At 65.3% G+C, this 23,557-nt stretch carries 9 protein-coding genes; 7 read left to right on the top strand and 2 right to left on the bottom strand.

Annotated elements, in window-relative coordinates; genetic code table 11:
• Positions 1-12 precede the first annotated feature (12 nt).
• From G4D83_RS40790 to G4D83_RS40780, 3 genes are read left to right on the top strand one after another with little or no spacing between them, the layout of a single operon-like run.
• On the top strand, positions 13-948 hold the full coding sequence (locus tag G4D83_RS40790; protein ID WP_163870353.1) for a vWA domain-containing protein: 936 nt from the start codon (positions 13-15) through the stop codon (positions 946-948).
• The gene (locus G4D83_RS40785; protein ID WP_163870352.1) at positions 948-1,922 is read left to right on the top strand and encodes a vWA domain-containing protein; all 975 of its coding nucleotides are present in this window, start codon (positions 948-950) and stop codon (positions 1,920-1,922) included. Before G4D83_RS40790 ends, G4D83_RS40785 begins: the two co-directional genes overlap by 1 nt.
• Before the next feature lie 25 nt (positions 1,923-1,947).
• Positions 1,948-4,767: a heavy metal translocating P-type ATPase gene (locus tag G4D83_RS40780; RefSeq protein ID WP_163870351.1), complete on the top strand. Its 2,820-nt coding sequence runs from the start codon at positions 1,948-1,950 to the stop codon at positions 4,765-4,767.
• Positions 4,768-5,418: 651 nt separating this feature from the next.
• On the opposite strand, the gene G4D83_RS40775 is transcribed toward G4D83_RS40780, so the two are convergent.
• Complete coding sequence (locus G4D83_RS40775) at positions 5,419-5,928, bottom strand: hypothetical protein (RefSeq protein WP_163870350.1); 510 nt, start codon at positions 5,926-5,928, stop codon at positions 5,419-5,421.
• A gap of 25 nt (positions 5,929-5,953) precedes the next feature.
• Positions 5,954-14,776, bottom strand: a complete 8,823-nt coding sequence (locus G4D83_RS40770; RefSeq protein WP_240357098.1) for an RHS repeat-associated core domain-containing protein — start codon at positions 14,774-14,776, stop codon at positions 5,954-5,956.
• Positions 14,777-16,063: 1,287 nt separating this feature from the next.
• Here G4D83_RS40770 and G4D83_RS40765 point away from each other — a divergent pair.
• The 4 genes from G4D83_RS40765 to G4D83_RS40750 all read left to right on the top strand — a co-directional run bounded on the left by G4D83_RS40765 (position 16,064) and on the right by G4D83_RS40750 (position 23,549).
• Positions 16,064-17,677: an SNIPE associated domain-containing protein gene (locus tag G4D83_RS40765; protein WP_163870348.1), complete on the top strand. Its 1,614-nt coding sequence runs from the start codon at positions 16,064-16,066 to the stop codon at positions 17,675-17,677.
• 282 nt (positions 17,678-17,959) lie between these two features.
• Positions 17,960-19,372, top strand: coding sequence for an L-serine ammonia-lyase (locus G4D83_RS40760; RefSeq protein WP_163870347.1), 1,413 nt, complete (start codon positions 17,960-17,962; stop codon positions 19,370-19,372).
• Positions 19,373-19,603: 231 nt separating this feature from the next.
• The gene (locus tag G4D83_RS40755; protein ID WP_240357097.1) at positions 19,604-22,255 is read left to right on the top strand and encodes a TonB-dependent receptor domain-containing protein; all 2,652 of its coding nucleotides are present in this window, start codon (positions 19,604-19,606) and stop codon (positions 22,253-22,255) included.
• Between the two features lies 1 nt (position 22,256).
• Complete coding sequence (locus G4D83_RS40750; RefSeq protein ID WP_163870345.1) at positions 22,257-23,549, top strand: hypothetical protein; 1,293 nt, start codon at positions 22,257-22,259, stop codon at positions 23,547-23,549.
• Positions 23,550-23,557: the final 8 nt, after the last annotated feature.

The following is a 23,557-nucleotide window of genomic DNA, read 5'->3' as shown; positions in this document are numbered from 1 at the left end:
GCAGGGGGAACGATGGGTCACGAGAAGCCGGTCGAGCCGTTTTCGGATCTTCACGTCGAGGAGGGGAAGGTACGTGCGGTGTTGCTGCACGACCCCACCGTCGAGGGTCTGGACGTCGCCATCTACATGGACGCGTCCGGCAGCATGCAGGAGGAGTACAAGTACGAACGTCCCAATCGCTCCTTCCTGGAGTGGCTGCGCGGCGCGCCCCTGAAGGACCCCGCCAACCAGGTGGAGCCGCAGGTGCAGTGGATGCTGGAGTACCTGGCCACCAAGGACCGCAACGGCATGCTCCGCGTCGCGTACTGGGCCAGCGGAGCCTCCGGCAAGGACGTCGAGGTGGTGGGCGAGCTCAAGGGCGTGGACGTCAAGCAGTACAAGTTCCCCGGCGCGAAGAAGCTCGGCAGCCACACGTTCATGGCGCCTGCGCTGAAGGACTACGTGCGCTACCTCAAGGAGCAGGTGCCGCAGGGCGCGCGTCGCGGCTGCGCGGTCATCGTCACGGACGGTCAGCTCCATGACGCCGACGAGGTGGAGGCCTTCTCCGAGAAGGTGGCGAAGGACATCGCGGCGGGCCGGCTGCCCCGGCTGAACTTCGTGCTGGTGGGCGTGGGTGACGCCATCGACGAGGAGCAGCTCGAGAAGATTGCCCACATGGAGTACCCGGGCGTGGGTCACCTGTGGTGCCACCGCATCGCGAAGGAGATCAACCAGGTCGCCGAGCTGGTGGCGGTGCTGGTCGACGAGAACATGACGGTGGCCGCGGGCGGCACCATCTACGACGACAAGGGTCAGGTGCTGAAGACGTATGAGGGCCGCCTGCCCGCGGTGCTGGAGTTCGACGTGCCCGAGGGCGCGGAGAGCTTCACGCTGGAAGTGAACGGCCAGCGCTTCACCCAGCCGCTGCCGGACGAGGACCACCACGAGGAAGACGAGGACCATCACTGATGGCCGGGCACGAAGTCATCGTGCGTCCGTTCTCGGACGTGCATCGGATGGGGAACAAGGTGGTGGCCACGCTGCTGCATGACCCCACGGTGGAGGGGTTGGACGTGGCCCTCTACATGGATGGCTCGGCGAGCATGGAGGATGAGTACGGTCCTCGTGGCGTGCTGGCCAAGCTGGCGCCGGTGAAGAACCTGGTCGAGCCGCAGATGCGGTGGATGTTGGAGTACCTGGCCAGCAAGGACCGCGACGGGCAGGTGCGCGTGGCGTACTGGGCCACCGGGGATGGCAGCCAGTTGGAGGAGGTGGGGCTGCTGTCGGCGGTGCAGGCCAAGGACTTCCGCTTCCCGGGGCCGAGGGCCTACGGCAAGGCCACGGTGATGCTGCCGGTGCTGCGCGACTTCGTGGCGCACATGAAGCAGCAGGTGCAGACGGGTGCGCGTCGGGGGCTGGCGGTCATCATCACCGACTCGCAGCTGTCGGACGGCAACGACGTGCGGGCCTACGCCACGCAGGTGGCGAAGGAGATCGCGGCGGGCCGGCTGCCCCGGATGAGCTTCGTCTTCGTCGGCGTGGGCGACCAGGTGGACGAGGAGCAGATGGAGGAGATTTCCCACGAGACGTATCCGGGTGTGGGCCATCTGTGGTGCCACCGCATCGCCGACCGCATGGAGGAGATGGCGGAGCTGGTGGCGGTGTTGGTGGACGAGACGATGACGGTGGCCGCGGGTGGGACCATCTACGACGAGCAGGGTAAGGCGCTGAAGTCGTACGAGGGTCGGCTCCCCGCGGTGCTGGAGTTCGACGTTCCTCCGGAGTGCAAGGCGTTCACCCTGGAGGTCGCGGGGCAGCGCTTCACGCAGCCGATTCCAGAGGAGCACGAGGACGAGGACCACCACGAGGAGGAGGAGGAGCCGGTGCGTGCTTCGGCTCCCGCTCCCGCCCCTGCCCGCAAGCACGGCGGACACCGCCACTAGGTTTCAGCTTCAGGAAGAAGACGCCATGTCCGAGCAGAAGAAGACCGATGCCCAGGCCGCCCACGTCCACGGACCGGACTGCAAGCATGACCACGGACATGGCCACGGGCCGTCCCTCGCGGCGGTGAAGCCGGCCGCCGCGAAGCCCGTGCTGAAGGGGTTGAAAATCATTGGACCCAAGCGCGCGGAGAAGCACGTCCACGGGCCTGGGTGCACGCATGACCATGCGGCGCACGGTGGAGACGCGCATCAGCACGGGCATGACCACGCGCACGGTGGCGATGCACACCAGCACGGTCCGGGGTGCGACCACGACCACGGGCCTGCCGCCGCGCATGAGCACGGGGCCGCCTGCGACCACGACCATGGGGACCATGGGCATCACCATCATCACCCGAAGCCGAAGCGCGTCCGACCGCCGGGCTACCGCGCGGCGGAAGGCGGAGGCGTGGCGCTCCAGCTCGACCTGGAGGACGCACTGCCGGGCGAGACGGACGATGCGGGCCGCTTCCAGAAGCTGGAGGCAGCGCTTGAGGCACACCACGGTGTCATCGATGTGCACCTGCGCCGGGACCAGGGCTATGCGGAGGTCTGTCTCCACTACAACCCCGGGCTGGTGAATCCGGCGGCGCTGCTGACGACGGTGAAGCGCACGGGTGAGCAGGTGGCGAAGCGGTACAAGAGCCACACGTGGTTCGTTCGAGGAATGAGTTCGGCCGACTCGGCGACCGCCATCGAGCATGGGCTCGGCAAGCTCCCGGGCGTGCTGTCCGCGAACGTGGCGTATGCGAGCGAGCGGCTCGTCGTGGAGTACGACAGTGAAGATATCTCGCTGAAGGGCATCGAGACCGGGGCGAAGAAGCTCGGCTACACGCTGGAGGTGCCGAGCCACGGCCATGCGTGTTCGCACCACGCGCACGGAGGCGGGCTGGCGCCGCTCCTGGAGATGCCGCTGGTGGTGGCCTCGGGCGTACTGCTCGTCGCGGGCTGGCTGCTGGAGCGCTTCGCGCCCGTACCCGCGCTGGTACCCACCGTGGTGTGGGGGCTGTCCATCCTGAGTGGTGGGTTCTTCGCCATCCGGGGCTCGGTGAAGTCGCTGCTCCAACTGCGCATCGACATCGAGACGATGATGGTCGTGGCCGCGCTGGGAGCTGCGGTGCTGGGCTCCTGGTTCGAGGGAGCCTTCCTCCTCTTCCTGTTCAGCGCGGGTCACGCGCTGGAGCACCGGGCGATGGACCGTGCGCGGCGCTCCATCGAGTCGCTCGGCGCGCTGCGTCCCGAGGTGGCCCGGGTGCGTCGGGGTGGCGAGCTGGTGGAAGTGCCCGTGGCGCAGGTGCTGCGAGGAGACCGCGTCGTCGTCCGTCCGGGAGACCGCGTTCCCCTGGACGGCATCATCCGCGAGGGAAAGAGCTCACTGGAGCAGGCCGCCATCACCGGTGAGTCCATGCCCGTCCCGAAGAAGCCGGGCGACGAGGTGTTCTCCGGAACGGTGAACTGCGAGGCGCTGCTGGAGGTGGAAGTCACGCGGCTCTCGTCGGAATCGGTGCTCGCGCGAGTGGTGGACATGGTGGCCGAGGCCGAGGCCCAGAAGGGGCCGAATCAGCGCTTCGCGCAGCGGCTGGAGCGCACGTTCGCGCCGCTGGTGATGATTGGCGCGGTGGTGTTCCCCGTGGTGCTCGTGCTGATGGGGATGCCGCTGAAGGAGGCGATTCTGCGCGCGGTGTCACTGCTCGTCGCCGCGTCTCCGTGTGCGCTGGCCATCTCAACGCCATCGGCCGTGTTGTCCGCGGTGGCTGCGGCGGCGCGAGGAGGAGTTCTCATCAAGGGCGGCATCTACCTGGAGCTGCTCGGGAAGGTGAATGCCATCGCCTTCGACAAGACAGGCACGCTCACGGTGGGCAAGCCGAAGCTGCTCAGCACGGCGCCGGTGGAGGGCGTGACGGACGAGGAGCTGCTCGGGACGGCGGCGGCGGTAGAGGCGCTCTCGGCGCATCCGTTGGCACACGCCGTGGTGGAGGCCGCATCAGCGAGAGGCATCCAGGCTCCGGCCGGAAGCGACATGGAAGCCATCCACGGCAAGGGCCTGCGCGCGAAGGTGGGTGACGCGCTGGTGGACGTGGGCAGCCTGGCGCTGTTCGAGGGGGACGCGGTTCCCTCCGACATCAAGGCGCAGGTGGACCGGCTGGAGGAGGCGGGGCAGACGACGATGGTGGTGCGCAAGGCAGGGCGCTACCTCGGAGTGCTCGGAGTCGCGGACACCGTGCGAGCAGGAGCGCGGCATGTCATCGAGACGCTCAAGCAGCAGGGCATCACCCGGACCGTGATGTTGTCCGGAGACAATGCGCGAGTAGCGAAGTCCATCGCAGCGCAGGTGGGGCTCGACGAGGCGCGAGCGCCGATGATGCCAGCCGACAAGGTGACGGCCGTGCGCGAGATGGGGCGCCAGGGCTCGGTGGCCATGGTGGGCGACGGAGTCAACGACGCGCCCGCGCTCGCGGCCGCGGCGGTGGGCGTGGCGATGGGTGGAGCGGGCTCTGATGCAGCGCTGGAGACGGCGGATGTGGTGCTGATGAGCGACGACCTGTCCCGTCTGCCCTTCGCATTGGGACTGGCGCGTCAAGCCACGGCGGTGATGAAGCAGAACCTGGTCATCGCGCTGGGCATCAGCGCGGTGCTCATCATCGCGACCCTCTTCGGCCTGACGCAGATCAGCCATGCAGTGGTGTTGCATGAGGGAAGCACGTTGCTCGTAGTGGCCAACGGCCTGCGGTTGCTCGCCGTCAGGCCCAAGTCGATGGGTTCAACGCCCCTGCCGTCGATGGACATCCAGCCCTCGCCCCAGTGAGCCCTACTTCTCCAACCAAGGGGCGCAGCAACTCTTTGAACTGCTCATAAGAGCCACACTAACCACGCCGCGAACTTTGCGACGACCTGAACGAGACAACTCAACGTTGCTCGCCGTACCCTGCCAACCCTAACGGGCGTCGAAACTCAGCCACTCCTTCACGGATCATCTCGGCTTGTGACTCCGCGCCAAACCCATCTGGAGGACGCACGCGAAATCGCGCCCCAAAGTCATCTCCAGCGCACAAGCGGCCGACCTAACGGATATCTCTTTGAGGAGCACTTTGCGCAGCGGGAGATCGAAACCATCAGGCACTTCCTCCGGAAACACCTTATGCAATACCTCACTCATCCAGGGTAACTTCCAGCAGCACCTTCACTCCGGATGCCTCATGCGCTCGATGTTATCCAGCGCCATCCCACAGCTCTCTCCTATCTGGAGTGGGCCTTTCCGTCATGGTCTGACAAGCCACATGCGAGAGAAGACCTAGGCTTCGGGATTTCGATAGCTCACAACAACAAACAAAACACAGGCTCCGGCAAGCTTGTGCCGGCACACGAGCATCGAGTCTGCTCCGCCCACGAAGCGGACACCTACGCCTTGCGAAGAAGACTCACCGCTTCCGTTTACGTCACAGAATTCCCGCAAGGGCTACAACACGAGTCCAGCGATATCCTCCATCGTCGCGGGAAGAACACGCCTCACCCGAATTTCCACCCGGCTACCGTCTTGCCATTCCTCATGGGCACAGTCGCGACAACTCAAGAAGAGGCGTCGTTCATCGCCCGACAAAGCCACCATGACACGCATCGGTCCTTGGCAGCTTCGACAGTCCCTAGCAGACCACACTGTCACCATATCCAGCAGCGTATCGCGCAGAATCATAGCAACAGACTCCATGGATTTCGGCGCAACAGAAGACAGACGAGCCAACTCCAGGTCCAGGCCAATATCTGGATTCGTCGATAGGTAGCGAGTCGGGTCCAGACGAGCCAACACGGACAGGCCGCTTTGCTCCAGCAACTCGGCCCCGAAGTCATGGGTATGACTGATGATCCATGAAGACAGAGCCTGATAGTACCGAATAAAACCCAAATCAGAGGAAGAGCGAACGACTTCATCAAGAAGCCCCTTCCACAAGCTAAAAACAGTTTCCCTCATCGCTCTTTCCTCTGACAGAATGCTCTCATCGCATTGGAACTGGATAAGTCGTAATCAAATTTCCGCCTCTATCAGTAAAGACCTCAATCCAGGAAGTCTCACCGCCACCGAACTTCAGTGCAGTATTTCCGATCACTTCGCCGGTGTCCACTGTTCGCACATACTGGCCACCCGGGATTGCCCTCACCGGGCTTGAAACCACATTCGGGTGCTGAAGCAGTTCGCGCAACCTATCGGGCGACGTGCTGAACACGGAACGACTGCCTGCCAGCGGCTTGTTGAAGTGCCCACTCATCACATGATCCCATCCTGCAGAAATCTTCTGGCCCGTTGTTGGCCGCAGGGGCGTGAGCGCACTGTGCCCCTTTGCCAGATTGATCCGAGACTGAACGCGCCCTGGAATGCGAAGGGCATCTACAGCAAGAGCACCCTCGACCTTAGCCCCGCCAAGAATCGCGCCTCCAGCAACAACCATTCCCTCAAGCGTCTTCCCTTGGAGATATTCCCCACCCACCTTCATCGCCAGATGTGTCTCCAACTCCGCCGCGTCCCCCATAGCCTTCGCGAACCTGTCACCCATCGGGGAGGCATGCTTGGAGGAGATGGCGTCCTGAACCGTGAACCTGACTGTCTCACCAATACTTTCCTTGGTGGATTCAACGACTTCTTCCACCTCACTCCCAACGGTCTTCACCTTCCGAACAATGGGTAGCCCTGATAGGTACCCCCCCACCCTACTACCAGTTCGTTCCAGTGCACGCCGCGCTTGCTCGACTCGCCAACTCAACGCGCTGGTATTGCACTCCAGATAGCGACAAACAGCGGCTTCCAGTTGCTCACGGTCCTCCATGAGTGCCTGCAACTGGCCTGGCGCCGATCCGCCCATGAAGTGAGTAGTGGATTCACGAAGGACGCCCGCGAGTTGCTCATCGCCGAGTTGTGCAAGCTCGGCACTGTAGAGCTGCCCCTTCAGCTGTTTGCCGACGTCCGTCAACTTCGCCTCATGCCCATCCAGATCAACGAAACTCAGGGGGTTGACGCGCGCATACACGTGCCGATGCAGACTCGGTGCATCTTCGACGTTCCCTTCAAAGCTGTCTCGGCTGATGAAGATACCCAATTTCGAGTCGTAGTACCGGGCTCGTGCATAGGTAAGCCCTGTCTCCACGTCGTACTGATGTCCCGTGAACCCCAGTTTGAACTCACCGGCAGCGGGCGTGGATCCTCCAAGATGGTTGCCCCACGCGTCATACTGCCGAGCCTCGGTGACAGGGCCGCCAGTACTGGCGGCAATCGCGTCTGTCACGCTGCCCAGCGCGTCTGACATTAAGAAGTTCGTCGACGTCGTCGAGGTACCGACGTCAGCCACCGCAAGAGGTCCATCCGCGTAGTGATAGCGGCGCCGCGTCAACCACGGCACCCGACCCCCATCTGCCTCCTGCAAGACGAAATCGCCGTCCAAGACGTAAGCAACATTCTCCGAAGGCGTCTGCCTCCTGATTCGCTGGAGACGGACGTCATAATCGTACCGTCCCACCTGTACTCCGTTATCGAACACGGCCGTCAACGTCTGACGAGGATCCCAGGCAAAGGTGCGCACAGCGTCTATCCCAGTCAGGCGCTTCACCAAGTTGCCAGCCAGGTCATACTCAAGCAGGACATCGAGCCGGGAATTCTTCGCATCCACGATCGTCCGCACCCAATCTACTCGGTTGAACGTCGTCGTCACATCCCGCGCCAGTACCGACTCCGGCACCGACTCAAATGCATCAGGGCCCAGCCCGAAGCTGTCTATCGCGATTGTCGGCGCTTCGCGCTCGCCCGTACGGTTTCCCGACTGGTCCAACCGATAGAGCGTGGTGTTCCCATCGGGGCCGGCCACACCCGTGAGGCGATCCACGATGTCATAGCCATACGACGTCACTCCTTCTGCCCCGAGCAACTGCGTCTGTGGAGACGTGCGCGCCTCTGCCTGCGTCAACCTGTTCCCGTTCACGTCATACGTGTACGAGTAACGGCTGAGCACCTGCCCAATCGGCTGACAGGTCTCGGACACTCCACCACGCACGACGATCAACTGGCCGAGGCGCCCGGCAGCGTCATAACAACGCCCTTCGGACACGCCGTTGGGCCATTCAGTCCTCTTCGGCAAGGAATCGGGCCAGTAGTGGTAACGCATCGTCCCCGTGGGAAGCGTCGCACTCCTCAAGCGCCCCAGTGCATCGTATGCGTACGTCGTCTCGATGCCATCCGAGTCCACCACACGTGTGCGGTGTCCCATGGCATCGTAGTCATATGAGATCTGTTTCCAGTCGTACTGACGCTGCTTCGTCTTGACCCGATCGAGCGCATCGAACGTGGAGACCGTCGATTCACCGATTTCATCATGATTGGGCGAGACCTTCTTGAACTGATGCTCCCGCGTCACGTTCCCTTCCCCGTCTAAGACAAAGCCGTCCGCACTCGTCGAGGGAAGCACTCGGGGCAAAGCAAATTGCGAATATGATTTCGCCCTCAGCCTGTTCAACAGGTCATAGAGATAAACCGTGCGCTGTCCCTTGGGATCTACTTGTGAGGCCAGATTCCCATTCTCGTCGTACGTGTACCGCCACGTGAGAGTTCCAACGTCACCAAACGGCGCTGCTCCGGCCTCGAACATCGGGTAGTCGTCGCGCCGACTGCCTACCAGCGACCGATGCTTATCCAGATGCTGATGCTCGGCCGTACGAAGGTTGCGGGCGTCATACTCATACGTCGTGAGGTTTCCGTTCGCGTCTTGCTTCGCTACGAGATTCCTCGCCTCGTCATACCTGAAGTAATAGATGCGATCCCCCGCATCCACGACACCCAGTCGTTTCCCCATCTCATCATGCGAGAAATGCGCTACAGCAGCGCCATCCTGGTGACACACCTCCGCTGTGAGCGTCGCGCGGCTCTTCCCCGCAGCACCTCCGTGCGGCAGCGTAGGCTGGGCATTGGGTCGCTGCTCGCAATCCACGAAGCCCGCATTGTCAAAGACACGGACAGTGACCTCATTGAGCGCATTCTCCTCACGCACTCTGTGCCCGAGGTCGTCATAGGAGTAGCGGACATCGAAGGAGGCGCCCGTCGCACGCGGCCCCTTCTTCTGCGTCAACTGCCCCACGGCGTCGTACTGGAACTGCGTGGCCGCAGCGTCCGAAGTCCCCGCCCCCAACGTCTCCTCAAGCAGTCGCCCCGCCCCATCGTAGAGACGAACCGTCGAGTAGCCATTCGCATCCACAGAGCGCACGACATTGTTCCCTGCGTCATGGGTCCAGGACTCCTCCGCCACCACATCTCCTTGACCACGCACCTCGTGCACCTTGCGCCCCAGACCATCGGAACGACTCGCCGTGGGCACACCTCGTCGATTCACATACGTCTGCGCACGAGCCGCGTCGTCGTAACTCCAGGACTGACTGTAGGTCGCGGCTTGCCCCACCGACGGGTGCTCGGTCTGACTCAGCAACCGACCAACACCATCATAGGTGAACCGGGTCACCTGGCCCTTCGCGTCCTTCTCCTGTCTCTTGTGCAGCGCGTCGAACCTGGTCGCCCAACTGTACCCACCTGCGTCGACCCGACGGACCTCTCGCTTGAGGCCGTCACGGTAGAGCACCGTCAGTTGGTTTCGGGCATCCAACACATTCTCGCGTGTCAGCCCATCCAATCCGAGGGCATCCTCATAGGTCCGCTGACTGACCGTCAGCCAAAAGCTCGCCCCGGAAAAGCCCTCCACCAGCTCTTCGGAACGCACGCGCCCCAGCGCATCGAAGGTAAATCGTCGCTCCAGGCCTCGCACATCCCACGTGCTGATGGGATTTCCCTCGCCATCGAAAAACTGGCGCTCCATCGCCTCCATAGGATGCAGCACATGCACCCGACGCCCCAGCGCGTCGTGAGTCGTCTCCGTGCGACGCCCCAGCGCATCAACCTGAGCGGCAACCCGTCCGTACGAGTCATACTCCACCGTGCTCGTCAGGTTGAGTGCCGGCCCCACCCCTGCGGCATCCGGTTGCCGAGGCAGGGGTCCGCCACTCGCGTCCTCCACGGACTTGAAGGCTCTACCCAGTCCATCAAAGTGACGGGCTTGCACGAAGCCACGAGCATTGCGCGTCCACTCGACGTGCGCCGAGTCGTCGTGGACCGTCTGGGTCGTGTAGACATGCTGGCCCGACGCCTTCTCCACCGTCTCCACAGACGAGAGCGCACGATTCAGGCCGTCATACGTCGTGTTCCGCATGCGGTGCTGAACACCTCCCGCCGCCCACTGCACCTGCGTCACATTGCCCCGAGCATCGTGACGACGGCGCTCTACCCGCCCGCTCGCATCCGTCGAGACGATGGCACGCCCCATCAAGTCGTACTCCACCGTGCTGGCGTGCCCGTTCCCGTCCACCTGGCGGACTCTCTGGCCCTTCAGGTCGTACGCGGACGCAATCGTGTACCGCACCGCGGACGAACCCTCGGTCGCTCCCGGCACTTCGGGGGTCTTCTCCTCGATGACTCGGTAGAGCGAATCCAGCCGGTACGTCCGGTCATGACCCGACACGTCCGACTCCCACACCTTGTTGCCCACGACGTCGTATGCGAACCGGGCCACCGTCCGCACCCGACCCACCTCGTCGGAACTCCCTCCATTCGCGATGAAGCGAGGACCGTCCGCCACGGAGACGGTGACTGCCACCGGGCGATCCGCGTAGTCGTACTGCGTGGACGTCTGGACACCTCGCCTGTCCGTGACTGATGTGCGATTCCCCACCTCGTCATAGGTGAACCGGGTCTCCAACGTCGTCGTGAGCCCGCCGCCGGACTCCCGCGTGCGCACGCGTCGACCCGCTGCATCCAGGCTGTGTGTCCGGACGAAACCATCTCCAATCTCCTCCGTCCAAAGCGCGCCTCCCGCTGTGTACTCCAGCGTGCGAGTCGTCCCTGGCCCTTGGAAATTGAGTTGCTCCTCCTTCACCACGCGGTCCAACCCATCCCACTCCTGGACCCGATGACGTCCCAGTCCATCCTGCTCCTCCAGCAGGCGGCCTCGAGCGTCGTGCACATACTCGACGGACACCGTGGACGCGCCATTCACCTGGAGCGTCTTCGACTGCAGTTGGCCATAAGCGTCGTAGGCCGTGGCACTCTCCACGTGCCCATCCGCTCCCACCGTCTGAACCCAGTCCCCCGTGAGTGCTCCCGTCGAGCACGAAGCGTTCTCGACGCCGCAATACCTCCACTGCGACACCACGTCCTGCGGAGACTCCGCCAACGAAGCCACCGCCTCCGCGCACGTCGCTTGAGACGACAACACCGGGCGAGGCACCCGATTCACATAGCGACGCGTCTCCAGGAGCCGCCCCGTTCCGAACGGCAGGAGGTCCTCGGGCGAATCCCCCGTGGAGTCCACGCGGGACACCGTGGCATACCCTTCCGGGTCCACATGACACACGAGCGCATTGAAGCTCGCGTCGTAACCCCACTTCTCCACCACCTCTGAGACGACCTGTCCCTGGCCATCCGTGACGCCCACCGTGGCCGCCACTCCGTCGGAGGCCGGAAGCGCCGCTCCCTCGATGCGACTCGCAGTCAGGTTGCCCTTCTCGTCATAGGCGAAGTGCGTCACCCGCCCCCGAGCGTCCTGCTCCACCGCCCGTGTCCGATGCAGGCCGTCCCACAACGTACCCGTGCGTGCCACCACTCCCTCAGACACGGGCCGCTCCAACTCTGCGACGGCTCCCGTGGCAATCATCCGGTAGCGTGTCGCGGGCACCTCGGGCCGAGGCCCCTTCACCTCGGTGGCGAAGGTCGTGAGCGACTGCCCCAGCACGGTTCGCGACTCGGGCGCGATGCTGTAGGTGAAAAGGGTGGTTGCCTCACGCAGCGGCTGCGTCGAGAGCGTCTCCACCACCGTCTTCACCCGCGAATCCTTGTTCATCAGGAGCAGGTAGGCATCCTCACCGGGCATCGCTTCGCTGGCGCTGTGGTACGTGTAGCGAACCACCTGGCCATCCGGACCGACATGCTGAGACATCCGCGTCCGGCCCAGTTCGGTGGCACCGCTCTCGTAGGAATACGACTCTTCCCTGGCCGGAACACCGCTCCCACAGCTTCCGTCGTAACGAGACGCCTTGGCCAGCCTCTGCTGGTTGTCATAGTCGTACTGAACGCAGACATTCAGCGAAGTCAGGGTGGTGGCATCCACGCTGGTCGCGTGATGCAGTTCCACTCGCTGGAGTCGCAAATGGCCCGCTTGACGCTGGTGGCTCAACTGCAGCAGGCGACCACTCGACTCGTCATGAATCCGTGTCAGCGCCCTGTCCACCGAAGCATCGCCATAGCGCAGCGACACCTTGTGCCCCGTCGAAGCGACGATGGACGTCAGGCGGTACCTGGCCGGATACACCGAGGTGTCGAGATATCCATGCCGATACTCCACACCTGACTTCGAGCGGAAGATGAACTCGCGGCCCGAGCCCGTCCCTTCGACACGCAGCGTTCCGTGGAAGCCGCGCTGGGGCACACATCCCACGCCCTCCCCCGTGCAATTGAACGTATGCCCGCTCCCTTCGCCTCCCACGACCACGTAGCGGAATCCGCCTCCCACGGGCAGGACAGCTCCCTCGTAGCCGTGCGACCAGCCCGGTCCCAGTAATCCCTCCTCTGCGACACCCGAGGAATAAGTCCGCGTCCACGCCAGCCCCACGCCTCGGCTCGGCGAATCGACATCCGTCGCCTGCTTCACCAGATGCCCGTCCACCACGCTGACACCCTTGACGAAGGTGTGGGCGACCGGGAGTTTGCTCATGCTTCCCGCAGTGGTCGTCAGGGGCACCGCTTCGTGGAAGGCGTCCTGATTGGGGTTCTCCGGAACCAGCGTGACATCCAGGTCCTCCGTTCCCACGGCCCCAGGAGGAACGTCCGCCCATGCGAAGCCCTCGAGCCCCTGGGTGACAGAACCGCTCAGAGGAACGACTTCCGTGATTCCCGATGCATCCGTCCGCACCCTGGCCGAGGCCAGCTCCGTTCCCATCCGACTGACCACGAGGCGCCCATCGGTAAAGACCTTCACCCCCAAGCGCGCCGGGAACGCCACGGGAGCCTGTGCATCCTCATCAGGAGGCTGACCGGGCGTGGGCTTCTGTGCGGAGACAAAATCCCAGGCAGGCAGCATCCATCGGGCCGCCAAGGGCAATCCCGACAGCACGATGTCTCCATCTGGCCGAAGGATTTCGAACTCATCGCTGGCCTGGAGCACCTTCAAGGGTGGCGTTTCGGCATGGTCCTTCGCGTAGAGCTCGAAGCGAACCCGCCCGCCTTGCGTTCCAGCCAAGAGCGGCAGGATGCGCAGGGGGTTGCTCGCCGCGGGTAGCACGATGTCGTTGTCAGCGTCACGCTCGAGACTCGAGCCGTCGAGTACCGCGTCCCCTGACGTATGAGGTTGGACCGTAATCCGGGCATAGAGTTGACCCGACGTGCGGTTGCGCACGGACATCCCCACCCCTGAATCGGAAGTCAGGGCCAGTCCACCGGTCGGAACAACCGCGCCGCTCTGGAGGCGCCGGCGCGATTCGAGCGTGGGGGTCGTGGACGTATTGAAGCTGTAGAGGTCACGATCGCAGCACACCTTCACGACCTGGCTGTTGGCGCGGCGCTCGTAGACAGTGCCACTCATGAACACACGCTGGGAGCCATCCGGCAGCAGGTAGCGCTGCCGGAAGACCATCGTCTTGTCATCGTCCAATGGGTCGGAACCGATCTGACTCGGAGCCGTCACCACCGACGCGAGCAAGTCTCCTTCGGGGTCCGAATGGGTCTGGACGCGGACCGCGACACCGAGCAGGTCCGGCTCGTTGCCAGTAATCGGCACCCATCCTGGAGCATTCTGCGGCCATCGCAGAAGCTGGAAGGTCCTGACCACGGGAGCGGACGTCCGGTAGGCCCCGTTGAAGTCGCCATTGCTCGTCGCCCGGAGCGTGTACCTCGCGAACGTGTTGACGTTGACCCAGACAGTCTTGTTGAGCGTCCCCACTGTCGCTGTCACGGAGTAGGTGCCATTGCTGGTCCCCGGGATATAACCGGGCCCTACCCAACCATCCGTATCCGTCCACTCATCGAGCGCCATGAGTTGCATTGGATTGGCCGTGTCCAATACCTGGGGCCTCACCGCGTCCTGGACTCGGAAGAAGCGTCCCGTGGTCGCCAATTGGGTCCAGGTCACTTTCTGATTCGCACAGGCATTTCCGTAGCGGTCGAAGACCCTGGCATAGAGCGGCGAGACGAGCTGAATCGCCGCCTCCTGGGGAGCGCTGACATTCGCCAGGCGATCGATCACCGCAGGCACATCCGGAAGCCCCACATGAACGAAGGACGCTTGAAGCGTGAAGGTCTGGGTACCGTTCGTGGTCTCCGCCGTCACCGCGTTGAATCCCAGGCGCTGCCCATGGGGAATTCCAGCGCGGAGAAAGGAGTTCCGCGGGATGTTCGTATCCGGAAGGACCCGAACCGACGCCAGCCCACTCTCATCCGTGAGGACCGAGAGTTGAGAGGCAGGCGTCGTGCCTCCCGATACGGGAAGAAACGTGGGAATCGAGGGCGACTGCCCCTTGAACGTCACTGTCGCGCCAAGGACCGGCTCCCCGTTCACAGTCGTCACTCGCACCGTGACGGGCTGGGGAAGCGGCTGCCCGACAACGCCCTCCTGGAGATCCGTGACATCGAGCTTCTCGATGCGAGCGACCTGACTCAGGTCATCGACGGTGAGTCGGGTCTCCCAGACCAGGACCTTCGACTTCAGCCGCAGGACATCCTCGTGCGGCCCCCCATCCCACAGCATGAGCCACGCTCGAGCGTAGCCTCCACTCATGCGTGTCTCGAGCCCCTTGAGCTGGCCCTCGAGTTCCGTAAGAACCTCCGCGCGATAAGCGTTCGCCGCTTCGTCTCCGCTGCGAATGGCCTGGAGGGATTGCCTGGCACTCAGCAATTCTTCGCGTGATTGTTCGAGCGCGTCCCGCTCATCATCAGAGGGCCAGGGAGAATGCCAGAATCGCTCCCACCAGGGAGATTGGGCGCCAAGAGCGTCATGCGCCCTTGTCAGCGTCGCGGAGAGTTCAGCTTGGGCAACGTCTCGCCGTGACTCCCAGATTGCATGCGCGTCTTCATAGGCCCGCGTCCGGTCCTCCCCCAGCGACGTGGCTCCGCTCCAGGGGGCCGGACTGTCCAACGCCACGGGCGCAACCGACTCTCGCGGCGAATAGGCATCCAACCACGCTGGAGCCGGTCCTTCTGCTCGCGCCGTCATCACCCCCAGCAACAGCAACCCTACGAAAACCCATCGGTTCGGAATCATCGAGTCCCCCTGCACATCTCTCAGTCGCAATTTTCCACCCGAATCACTGGCAACCAGATTTCACACACCAAGACCAGGAGGGCCCATGCGTTCCGCGAGCATGGCCCTGGGCAATCAAAAGTCGAGGCAGAGAAGCGCTACGCACTTCAACCTGACGACACCTTTGCAATTGGCTTTCCAGGAAAGTGCCGACATGTCGGCCTCACTCCCACGCAACATGAAGTACCAAGCCATTCGACTCGGCCAGCCCAGCCCCCCAGTGTGATTCCATCCTGAACTCAGGAGCCACGGAGAGCGGGAACCATGACGGCGTCCCGCAACACGGACGGCCGTCTACTCGGGGAGACGTCTATCCAGTCATGCCGCATCCCGGGGGCACGGGTACTCTCGCCGCCATCGCCGGTGTTCGCCGAGGTGTCGCCAGCAACAGGTCCTATCGGGGGTTGAGGCAAAGATGGGCATCGACCCCGCCCCCCATCAGTGGTGTCGGCTCGGCCGGCCAGTCGAGGCAACATCCGCCCTGACACAGAGGGACCCTCGCCGCGAGAACGACACGCATGGAGCGGGGTATCCAAGCCATTCAATGAATCATGACCCCGTCAATAATCGTTTCCTCTGTCGCCCTGCCCCACGAGAGCACGCCTGAGCAACAGGTGACACGGGGACGAAACAATACCCCCCGGGGGTGATACCCCGGCAAACCTCCTCGGGCGCACAGTCCTCCTCCTCCACGCCACCATCCGACGGCGGGGACACCTCACGGGGGAGACCTCCATGCAGCCTGCCGTCCTGGCCCTGGCGATTTCGAGCCTGCTGTTGACCGGGCTCCTGGTCCGCACCGCCCTCCAACTCCGCGCCGTCCGAGCCCGCTTCAAACCCGTGCTCGACGTGGAGGCCGAGCGACAACGCGTCCTCTCCTCCCTCGAACGCCTCAAGGCCGAGTCCGAGCACATGCTCGCCACCGAGCGCAACCGCGTGGCCTCGGAGCTCGCCCGGGAACGCGAACTCGCGGACGCCGCCATCCGGGGCGCCAAGGCAGACCTGGAACAGGTCAGGGCCTCCACCGACCAGGCCATCCGCCTCGAACGCGCCCGCATCGCCTCCGAACTCACCCAGGCCCGCGAACAAGCCCAGACGGAACTCGCCCGCGCCCGCGAGCAAGGCCGCACGGAACTCGCCCGCGCCAGGGAACAGGCGGACGCGGCCGTCCGCGAAGTCGAGGCCCGACGCAGTCACGCCCGCGAGGAACAGGCCCGCCTCGAACCACTCATCATCAAACTGCGCGCCGAACTCCTCCCCCTCGAAGAGGAGACCATCCTCCGCTCCTACGGATTCTACAAACCCATCTACAACCTCTCCTCTTCGGAGAAGTACGAGCACCGCCTCGACACCCTCCGCGAACGACAGAAGGCCATGCTCAAGAACAAGCAAGCCGCCTCCTGCAAGATTGAATGGACGGTCAACGGAAGCAAGGCCGAAGGCAAGAAGCAGACGGACCGCACTCTCAAGCTGATGCTCCGCGCCTTCAACGGCGAAGCCGATGCCTGTGTCGCCAAGGTCACCTACAAGAACATCAAGGCCATGGAGGGCCGCATCCAGAAGGCCTCCGAGGCCATCAGCGGCCTCACCGAGATTCAGCAATGCTTCATCGCCAGCGACTACGTCGAACTCAAGCTGGAAGAACTGCGCCTCGCCCACGAATACGAAGAGAAGCGCCAGGAGGAGAAAGAGGAACAACGCCGCATCCGCGAGCAGATGCGCGAGGAGGAGACCGCGCAGCGCGAACTCGAACGCGCGAAGCTGGAGGCCGAGCGCGAAGCCCAGCGTGACGAAGAAGCCCTGCGCAAGGCCCGTGGGGAACTGGAGCGCAGCAAGGGCGCCGAACAATCCAAGCTCCTCGAACGCATCGCCGAACTGGAGCGCCGCGTCGCCGAGGACCAGGAACGTCAGCGCGCCATCTCCCAGGCCCAGCTCACCCGCACCGGCCACGTCTACGTCATCTCCAACATCGGCTCCTTCGGAGAAGACATCTACAAGGTCGGCATGACGCGACGACTCGTGCCCCAGGACCGCATCGACGAACTGGGCGACGCCTCCGTCCCCTTCGAGTTCGACGTCCACGCCATCATCCGCACCGCGGACGCACCGTCGCTCGAAGCCGCCCTGCACCGGACGTTCGCCCAACGCCGCGTCAACCGCATCAACGAGCGCAAGGAGTTCTTCCGCGTCTCCCTCGACGAGGTGGCCAAGGCCGTGCACGAACACCACGGCGAGTTCGAGCTGACCCGCATCGCCGAGGCCGCCGAATACCGCAAGTCACTCGCCCTCACCGAAGAGGAGCGCCGCGCAAGTCCCCCCCCTCTGCGCCCCGAGCGCGCCGTCGCCTGAGCCGTCACCCCGCACCCGCGCCGCGCGTTCGACCGACCCGCGAAGACCCGCTCCACCCATTCCAGTCTCCGAAGAGAAGAACACCCCAGCCCTCACGACGCAGTGCGTTCGCCATGGCCTCCTGCGGCAAGAACCGGCGCACTCCACTCGACGTGCTCGCTCGCCACCTCGCCGAGCTTCACCTCCTTGGCACGCCAAGAAGTCGCGCGCTTCACATGGAGCAGGAACGTCACGCCGCGAGGCGCTGGGACAAAAGTGGAAACGTGGCATGTTGCGCCCGCGATGGCTGTCAGCGTTTTCGACCTCTTCAAGATTGGTATCGGTCCCTCGAGCTCCCACACCGTGGGGCCCATGCGAGCCGCGCGCACGTTCGTGCTGCGTCTGGCGGAGCGCGGTCACCTGGAGAAGCTCACGCGCCTGAAGGTGGAGCTGTTCGGCTCGCTCGGCGCCACCGGCAAGGGCCACGGCAGCGACAAGGCCGTGGTGCTCGGACTGCGCGGCGACACGCCGGAGGCCGTGGACGTGGAGGGCATCCCCGCCATCGTCACGCGCTGGCGCACCGAGGGCCGCATCAGCGTGCTCGGCCAGCGGGACATCGTCTTCAAGGACGGTGAGCACCTGGTGATGCACCGCCGCCGCAGCCTGCCCTTCCATCCCAACGGCATGCGCTTCTCCGCCTTCGGCGCGGACGGCGTGGAGCTGGACGCGTGCGTCTACTACTCCGTGGGCGGCGGCTTCGTCGTCGATGAGTCCGCGTCCGTCGGACAGGACCCGCTGCGCAAGGACACCACGCCCCTGCCCTTCCCCTTCCAGTCCGCGGCGACGCTGCTGGAATTGTGCGAGCGGGAGCGCATGCCCTTCAGCGCCCTGATGATGGCGAACGAGAAGACGCTGCGCTCCGAGCAGGACATCCGCGCCGGGCTCTTGCGCATCTGGGACGTCATGCAGGCGTGCGTGCGTCGCGGCTGCGCGTCCAGCGGAATCCTCCCGGGTGGCCTCAAGGTCGAGCGCCGCGCGGCGGCCATGTACCAGCGCCTGCTCAGCCGCCCCGAGGCCGGCCTCACCAACCCGCTCACCGTGCTCGACTGGGTGAACCTCTACGCGCTCGCCGTCAACGAGGAGAACGCAGCGGGAGGCCGCGTCGTCACCGCGCCCACCAACGGCGCCGCCGGCATCATCCCCGCCGTGCTGCACTACTACTGGCGCTTCTGGCCCGGCGCGAACGAGGACGGCGTGGTGCGCTTCCTCCTCACCGCCGGCGCCATCGGCGTGCTCTACAAGGAGAACGCCTCCATCAGCGGCGCCGAGGTCGGCTGCCAGGGCGAGGTGGGCAGCGCCTGCTCCATGGCCGCGGGCGCCCTCACCGAGGTGCTCGGAGGCACGCCCCTCCAGGTGGAGAACGCCGCCGAAATCGCGATGGAGCACAACCTGGGCCTCACCTGCGACCCCATTGGCGGCCTGGTGCAGGTGCCCTGCATCGAGCGCAACGCCATGGCCTCCGTGAAGGCCATCAATGCCTCGCGCATGGCCCTCTCCGGCGACGGACGCCACTTCGTCAGCCTGGACAAGGTCATCCGGACCATGCGCGACACCGGCCGCGACATGAAGGACAAGTACAAGGAGACCGCTCGCGGCGGGCTCGCCGTCAACGTGCTCGAGGTCGCAAACCTCAGCGTCGGCCTGCCGGAGTGCTGAGCAGTCCCCGGGGTCCGGGCCGAACCGCCCCCATGGGTAGACAGTTTCGCTTGTCTGTGCTTGCGCCACCCAGCGGCGGTCGCCTGAGCCAGAGCCGTGAGGTGCCATCGTATACGTCGAACCATGGGCGCCCGCCGACCCCTTGTAGTCCCCCTCCTGCTCTGGGCTGTCTGTCTTCCCACCCTGGCGCGAGGACAAGCCGCCCCCTCCGCCACCAGTGAGCCTCGCGCCGTGGAGGTCGACGTCCAGGCCACGGACGCGGGAACCACGGTCTCCGCCGAGGACGCCGCGCGGCTGAAGCTGGAGGCGGATGGAGGCAGCGTCTCGCTCCTCACGCCCCAGCTCGTGACGGAGTCTCCCGCCACCTGGCCCGAGGGCCTGGAGGGCCCCCCGGACGAGGTGAAGCTCATCCTCCAGATTGACGAGCAGGGCCTCGTCGTCGACGTGACGGTGAAGGAGCCAGCCACACTGGCCCCCCTCACGGAGGCCGCCGTCCGCGCCGCGCGAGGGCTGCGCTTCACTCCCCCAAGCCTGAACGGGAGATGGGTGTCGGTTCGCCTGCCGTTTGCCTACCACTTCGAGCCCCCGGCCACCCTGCGCTTCACCCAGTCGAGACTGCGCGGCGAGGTCCGCGCCCTGGGCACCCGGGTGCCGCTGGCGGACGCGGCCCTGTTCCTGGACGGCGCGGAGGAGCCCGTGGCCGTCACGGACGTGGGCGGCCGCTTCGCGCTGGAGCTGGCTCCGGGCGCCCACACGTTCCTGGTGCGAGCCCCGGCCCACCAACCCGCGACGTTCGAGGAGTCGCTGGAGCAGGGCCAGTCGCTCGACGTCGTCTACCGCCTGCAACCCACCCGCGTGAATCCCTACGAGACGGTGGTGAGGGATGACCGCCCCCGCACGGAGGTCAATCGCATCACCCTGCACGAGCAGGAGCTTCGCGAGGTGCCCGGCACACAGGGTGACCCCTTCCGCGTCATCATGTTGATGCCGGGCGTGGGCAGCGTCGCCTCGGGCCTGGGCTATCCCGTGGTGCGCGGAGGTCAGCCCGGCGCGACCGGCTACTACCTGGATGGCGTGCGGGTCCCCATGCTGTACCACCTGCTGCTTGGGCCCGCGGTGGTGCACCCGGACTTCATCGACACCATCGACTTCCATCCCGGCGCGCCGCCGGTGCAGTACGGACGGCTGCTGGGCGGCGCGGTGGAAGGACGGCTGAGCAAACCGCGCGAGGACAAGCCGCACTTCGCCGCCTACGCGGACCTCATCAACGCGGGCGGCTTCGTCGAGGTGCCCTTCGACAAGACAGGCACCTCCGTCACCATGGCGGGGCGCTACAGCTACACCGGGCTGCTCATCCCCCTGGCGTACGCCCTCTTCAAGAGCCACGAAGACAATCCCATCCACGCGGCCTTCTGGGACTACCAGGCCCGCGTCGAGCAGAAAGTGGGTGAGGGAAAGCTGCGCCTGTTCGCGCTCGGCAGCTCCGACGACGCGGGCGAGGCCACCGCCCCCGACGAGGGCAGCCTGGGAGCCACCATCGTCTCCCGCTTCCACCGCGTGGACCTGCGCGGCACCCACCCCCTGGCGGGCGGAGAGGGCGAGCTGGGCGTCACAGTGGGCCTGGATGAGGTGTCCCTGCTGGGCTACCGGCGCGTGGTGCGCAACCCGGAGCGGGGCCCCGAGGAGGTGCTCGCGGGCGAGTACGGACTGGACCAGCTCACCTTCGCGGCTCGGGCCGGGTGGACGCGGCGCCTGTCCAAGGCGCTGGACGTCCAGGTGGGCACGGACGTGGAGCACCGACGCGTGGCCACGGGCATCACCGGCTCCGCGCGCACTCCGGGTTGGCGGCCGACGGATGACGCCCATCCCCTCAAGCAGCCCTCGGCCCTGGCCACCTTCGTCGGAGGCTTCGTCGGAGCGACATGGCGCCCTTCTGACAAATGGGTGGTGTCTCCCGGCGTGCGCGTGGATGGCTACCACCTGGTGCCCGGCATCCAACACGTCGTCGTGGAGCCACGGCTGGCCGTGCGCCACCAGCTCTCCGAATCGCTCACGCTCAAGGGCGGCGGTGGCATGTATCACCAGTCCCCCACCGTGCTGCTCCACCTGCCGGCGCTGGACGTGTCGGGCCTGCGCAACGGAGTCCAGGAGGGCGCGCAGTTCGACGTGGGCGCGGAGTGGAAGGCCACCGAGGGCCTGGAGGTGACGGCGGACGTCTATTACAACCCGCTGTTCCGCACGGTGGAGTTCGACGTGCAGGACGTCCTGGAGAACCGCAAGCGGCGAGGCCAGCAGCGCGAGGACCCCGCGGCCCGAGGGTACGCGTATGGTCTGGATTTGATGGCGCGACACCCGCTGGGACGCGACTGGTTCGGCTGGGTCAGCTACAGCTTCCTCCAGAGCAAGCGCCACCGGCGCTTCGCGCGCTACGCAGACAACAACACCATCCGGGAGATGACCGAGGGCGAGCTGCCCTTCGCCTTCGAGCAGGTGCACGTCTTCAACGCCGCGCTCAGCTACAAGCTCGCGAACAACTGGACGGTGGGCACGGTGGTGCACTTCAACACCGGCCGCCCGGAGTCCGGTGAGGTCTCCTCCGTCTCCCAGCGCTCCGTCGTCAACCCCGAAGGCTTCCGCGCCTGGGTACGCAAGGACGCGGACCAGGTGGAGCGGCTGGCGCCCTTCTTCCGCGTGGACTTCCGCGCCGCGAAATCCTGGTCGCTCAAGGACTTCAACCTCGAGGCCTACCTGGACATCCTCAACCTCTCCCTCCAGCAGGAGGTGTTCGCCTACGAGTACAAGCGGACGGCCGGAAAGCTCCGCCGCGAGGCCCTGGGACTGCCCGTCATCCTGCCCATGCTGGGCCTGAAGGGAAGCTACTGAGATGCGCCACCCATCATGTCTGGGATTGTTTTTCCTGCTGCTGTCGTCGGGGTGTGAGCGGATGCAGGACGAGTCCGTCTTCGTGTACGGCCGCGTCGAGCGGCGCGACGGCACGCCCGTCAGCGGCGGCGTCGTACCGTACGCGCGCACCCGACACGAGGTGCCCATGGGAGAAGGGCCCTACGTGTTCGAGCCCTCGGTGTTCCAGGCCTACGCGGAGTCCTCCACCGAGCAGAGCGGGGACTTCTTCCTGGAGATGCGCTACGGGGACGTGGAGTCCGTCAACACGCCCAACTCCTGGCTCCAGCCCTATCGCTTTCGCGCGTCATGGCGGGACGAAGCGGGCGCGGCCGTCTTCGCGTCGTTCACCTTCCACGACGACGTGGAGCTTCCCCCGCTGCGCATCTGGGACTCCCAGCTCGCCGTCACCCCTCACCCGCAGGGCGCGTCCGTGACGTTCGGCGCCGCGCCACCCCTGCCGGAACCTCCCATCACCGGGGAGTACGCGCAGACCTCCGATGTGAATCAGCAAATCGTCATCGACTACCCCACCACGCCCGAAGCCGCGCTCTTCGTCCTGAATGGAGGACAGCCGCTGTTCCGCGCCTGGATTCCCACTTCACCATGGACCGCGAGTCGCTACGTGCTGGAGGACTTCCCCCAGCCCACCGTCAGGCTGCGGGCCGCCTCCGTGGGAGAGTTCTGGTTCTACCCACTGGGAGGCAAGTACTCGGAGCTGTGGTTCCGCATGGAATGGCGCACGGAGGAGCTGCCCCTGGCGCCAGGGGGGCTCGTGCCTGTCAGTCGAGGCGCCGCGTGCCAACCCTCGCCCGCGACGGGCTGTCCCTGGACGGATGGCCGACTGGACGCCGTCTCCTTCGGCGGCAAGCCGGTGGAGTCGCTGGTCGTCACGCTCCCCGAGCCGAAGAAGCTGCGGCATGTGGTGGTGCGAGGAGCGGAGGGAGGCACGTTCACCGGGTTCCTGCTGGAGGGGAGCGAGGACGCGGAGCAATGGACGCAGTTGGCGCTGCTGCGCATCGCTCCGGCCGACTACACCCTACCGCCGCAGCTCGCCGGCCCGCGGCGATTCTTCGAGGAGATGACTCAGTGGGACAGTCCCTTCGACGGACGGCTCTCCCTCATCAAGGGCCCCCACTTCCTCGATGCTCCCGTGACGGAGGAGGCGCGTCCCGTGCGCCATGTGCGGCTGCGCGCGGTGGGCTTCAATTTCGTGGGCGCGCCCGTTCCGGGCGCGACGATGGGCGGCCTCTCCGAGCTGTCCCTGTTCGAATAGCGCGGCCC

The sequence above is a fragment of the Myxococcus eversor genome, assembly GCF_010894455.1.
GTDB lineage: Bacteria > Myxococcota > Myxococcia > Myxococcales > Myxococcaceae > Myxococcus > Myxococcus eversor.
The sequence above is the reverse complement of the archived record's forward strand: the minus strand, read 5'-3'. Positions and strand labels throughout refer to the sequence as shown.

Excerpts from the sequence above, each read along its gene's own strand:
- G4D83_RS40790 (WP_163870353.1), top strand. The coding sequence starts at position 13 with ATGGGTCACGAGAAGCCGGTCGAGCCGTTTTCGGATCTTCACGTCGAG.
- G4D83_RS40785 (WP_163870352.1), top strand. The coding sequence starts at position 948 with ATGGCCGGGCACGAAGTCATCGTGCGTCCGTTCTCGGACGTGCATCGG.
- G4D83_RS40780 (WP_163870351.1), top strand. The coding sequence starts at position 1,948 with ATGTCCGAGCAGAAGAAGACCGATGCCCAGGCCGCCCACGTCCACGGA.
- G4D83_RS40775 (WP_163870350.1), bottom strand. The coding sequence starts at position 5,928 with ATGAGGGAAACTGTTTTTAGCTTGTGGAAGGGGCTTCTTGATGAAGTC.
- G4D83_RS40770 (WP_240357098.1), bottom strand. The coding sequence starts at position 14,776 with ATGCTGTGGGATGGGGGGCCGCACGAGGATGTCCTGCGGCTGAAGTCG.
- G4D83_RS40765 (WP_163870348.1), top strand. The coding sequence starts at position 16,064 with ATGCAGCCTGCCGTCCTGGCCCTGGCGATTTCGAGCCTGCTGTTGACC.
- G4D83_RS40760 (WP_163870347.1), top strand. The coding sequence starts at position 17,960 with ATGGCTGTCAGCGTTTTCGACCTCTTCAAGATTGGTATCGGTCCCTCG.
- G4D83_RS40750 (WP_163870345.1), top strand. The coding sequence starts at position 22,257 with ATGCGCCACCCATCATGTCTGGGATTGTTTTTCCTGCTGCTGTCGTCG.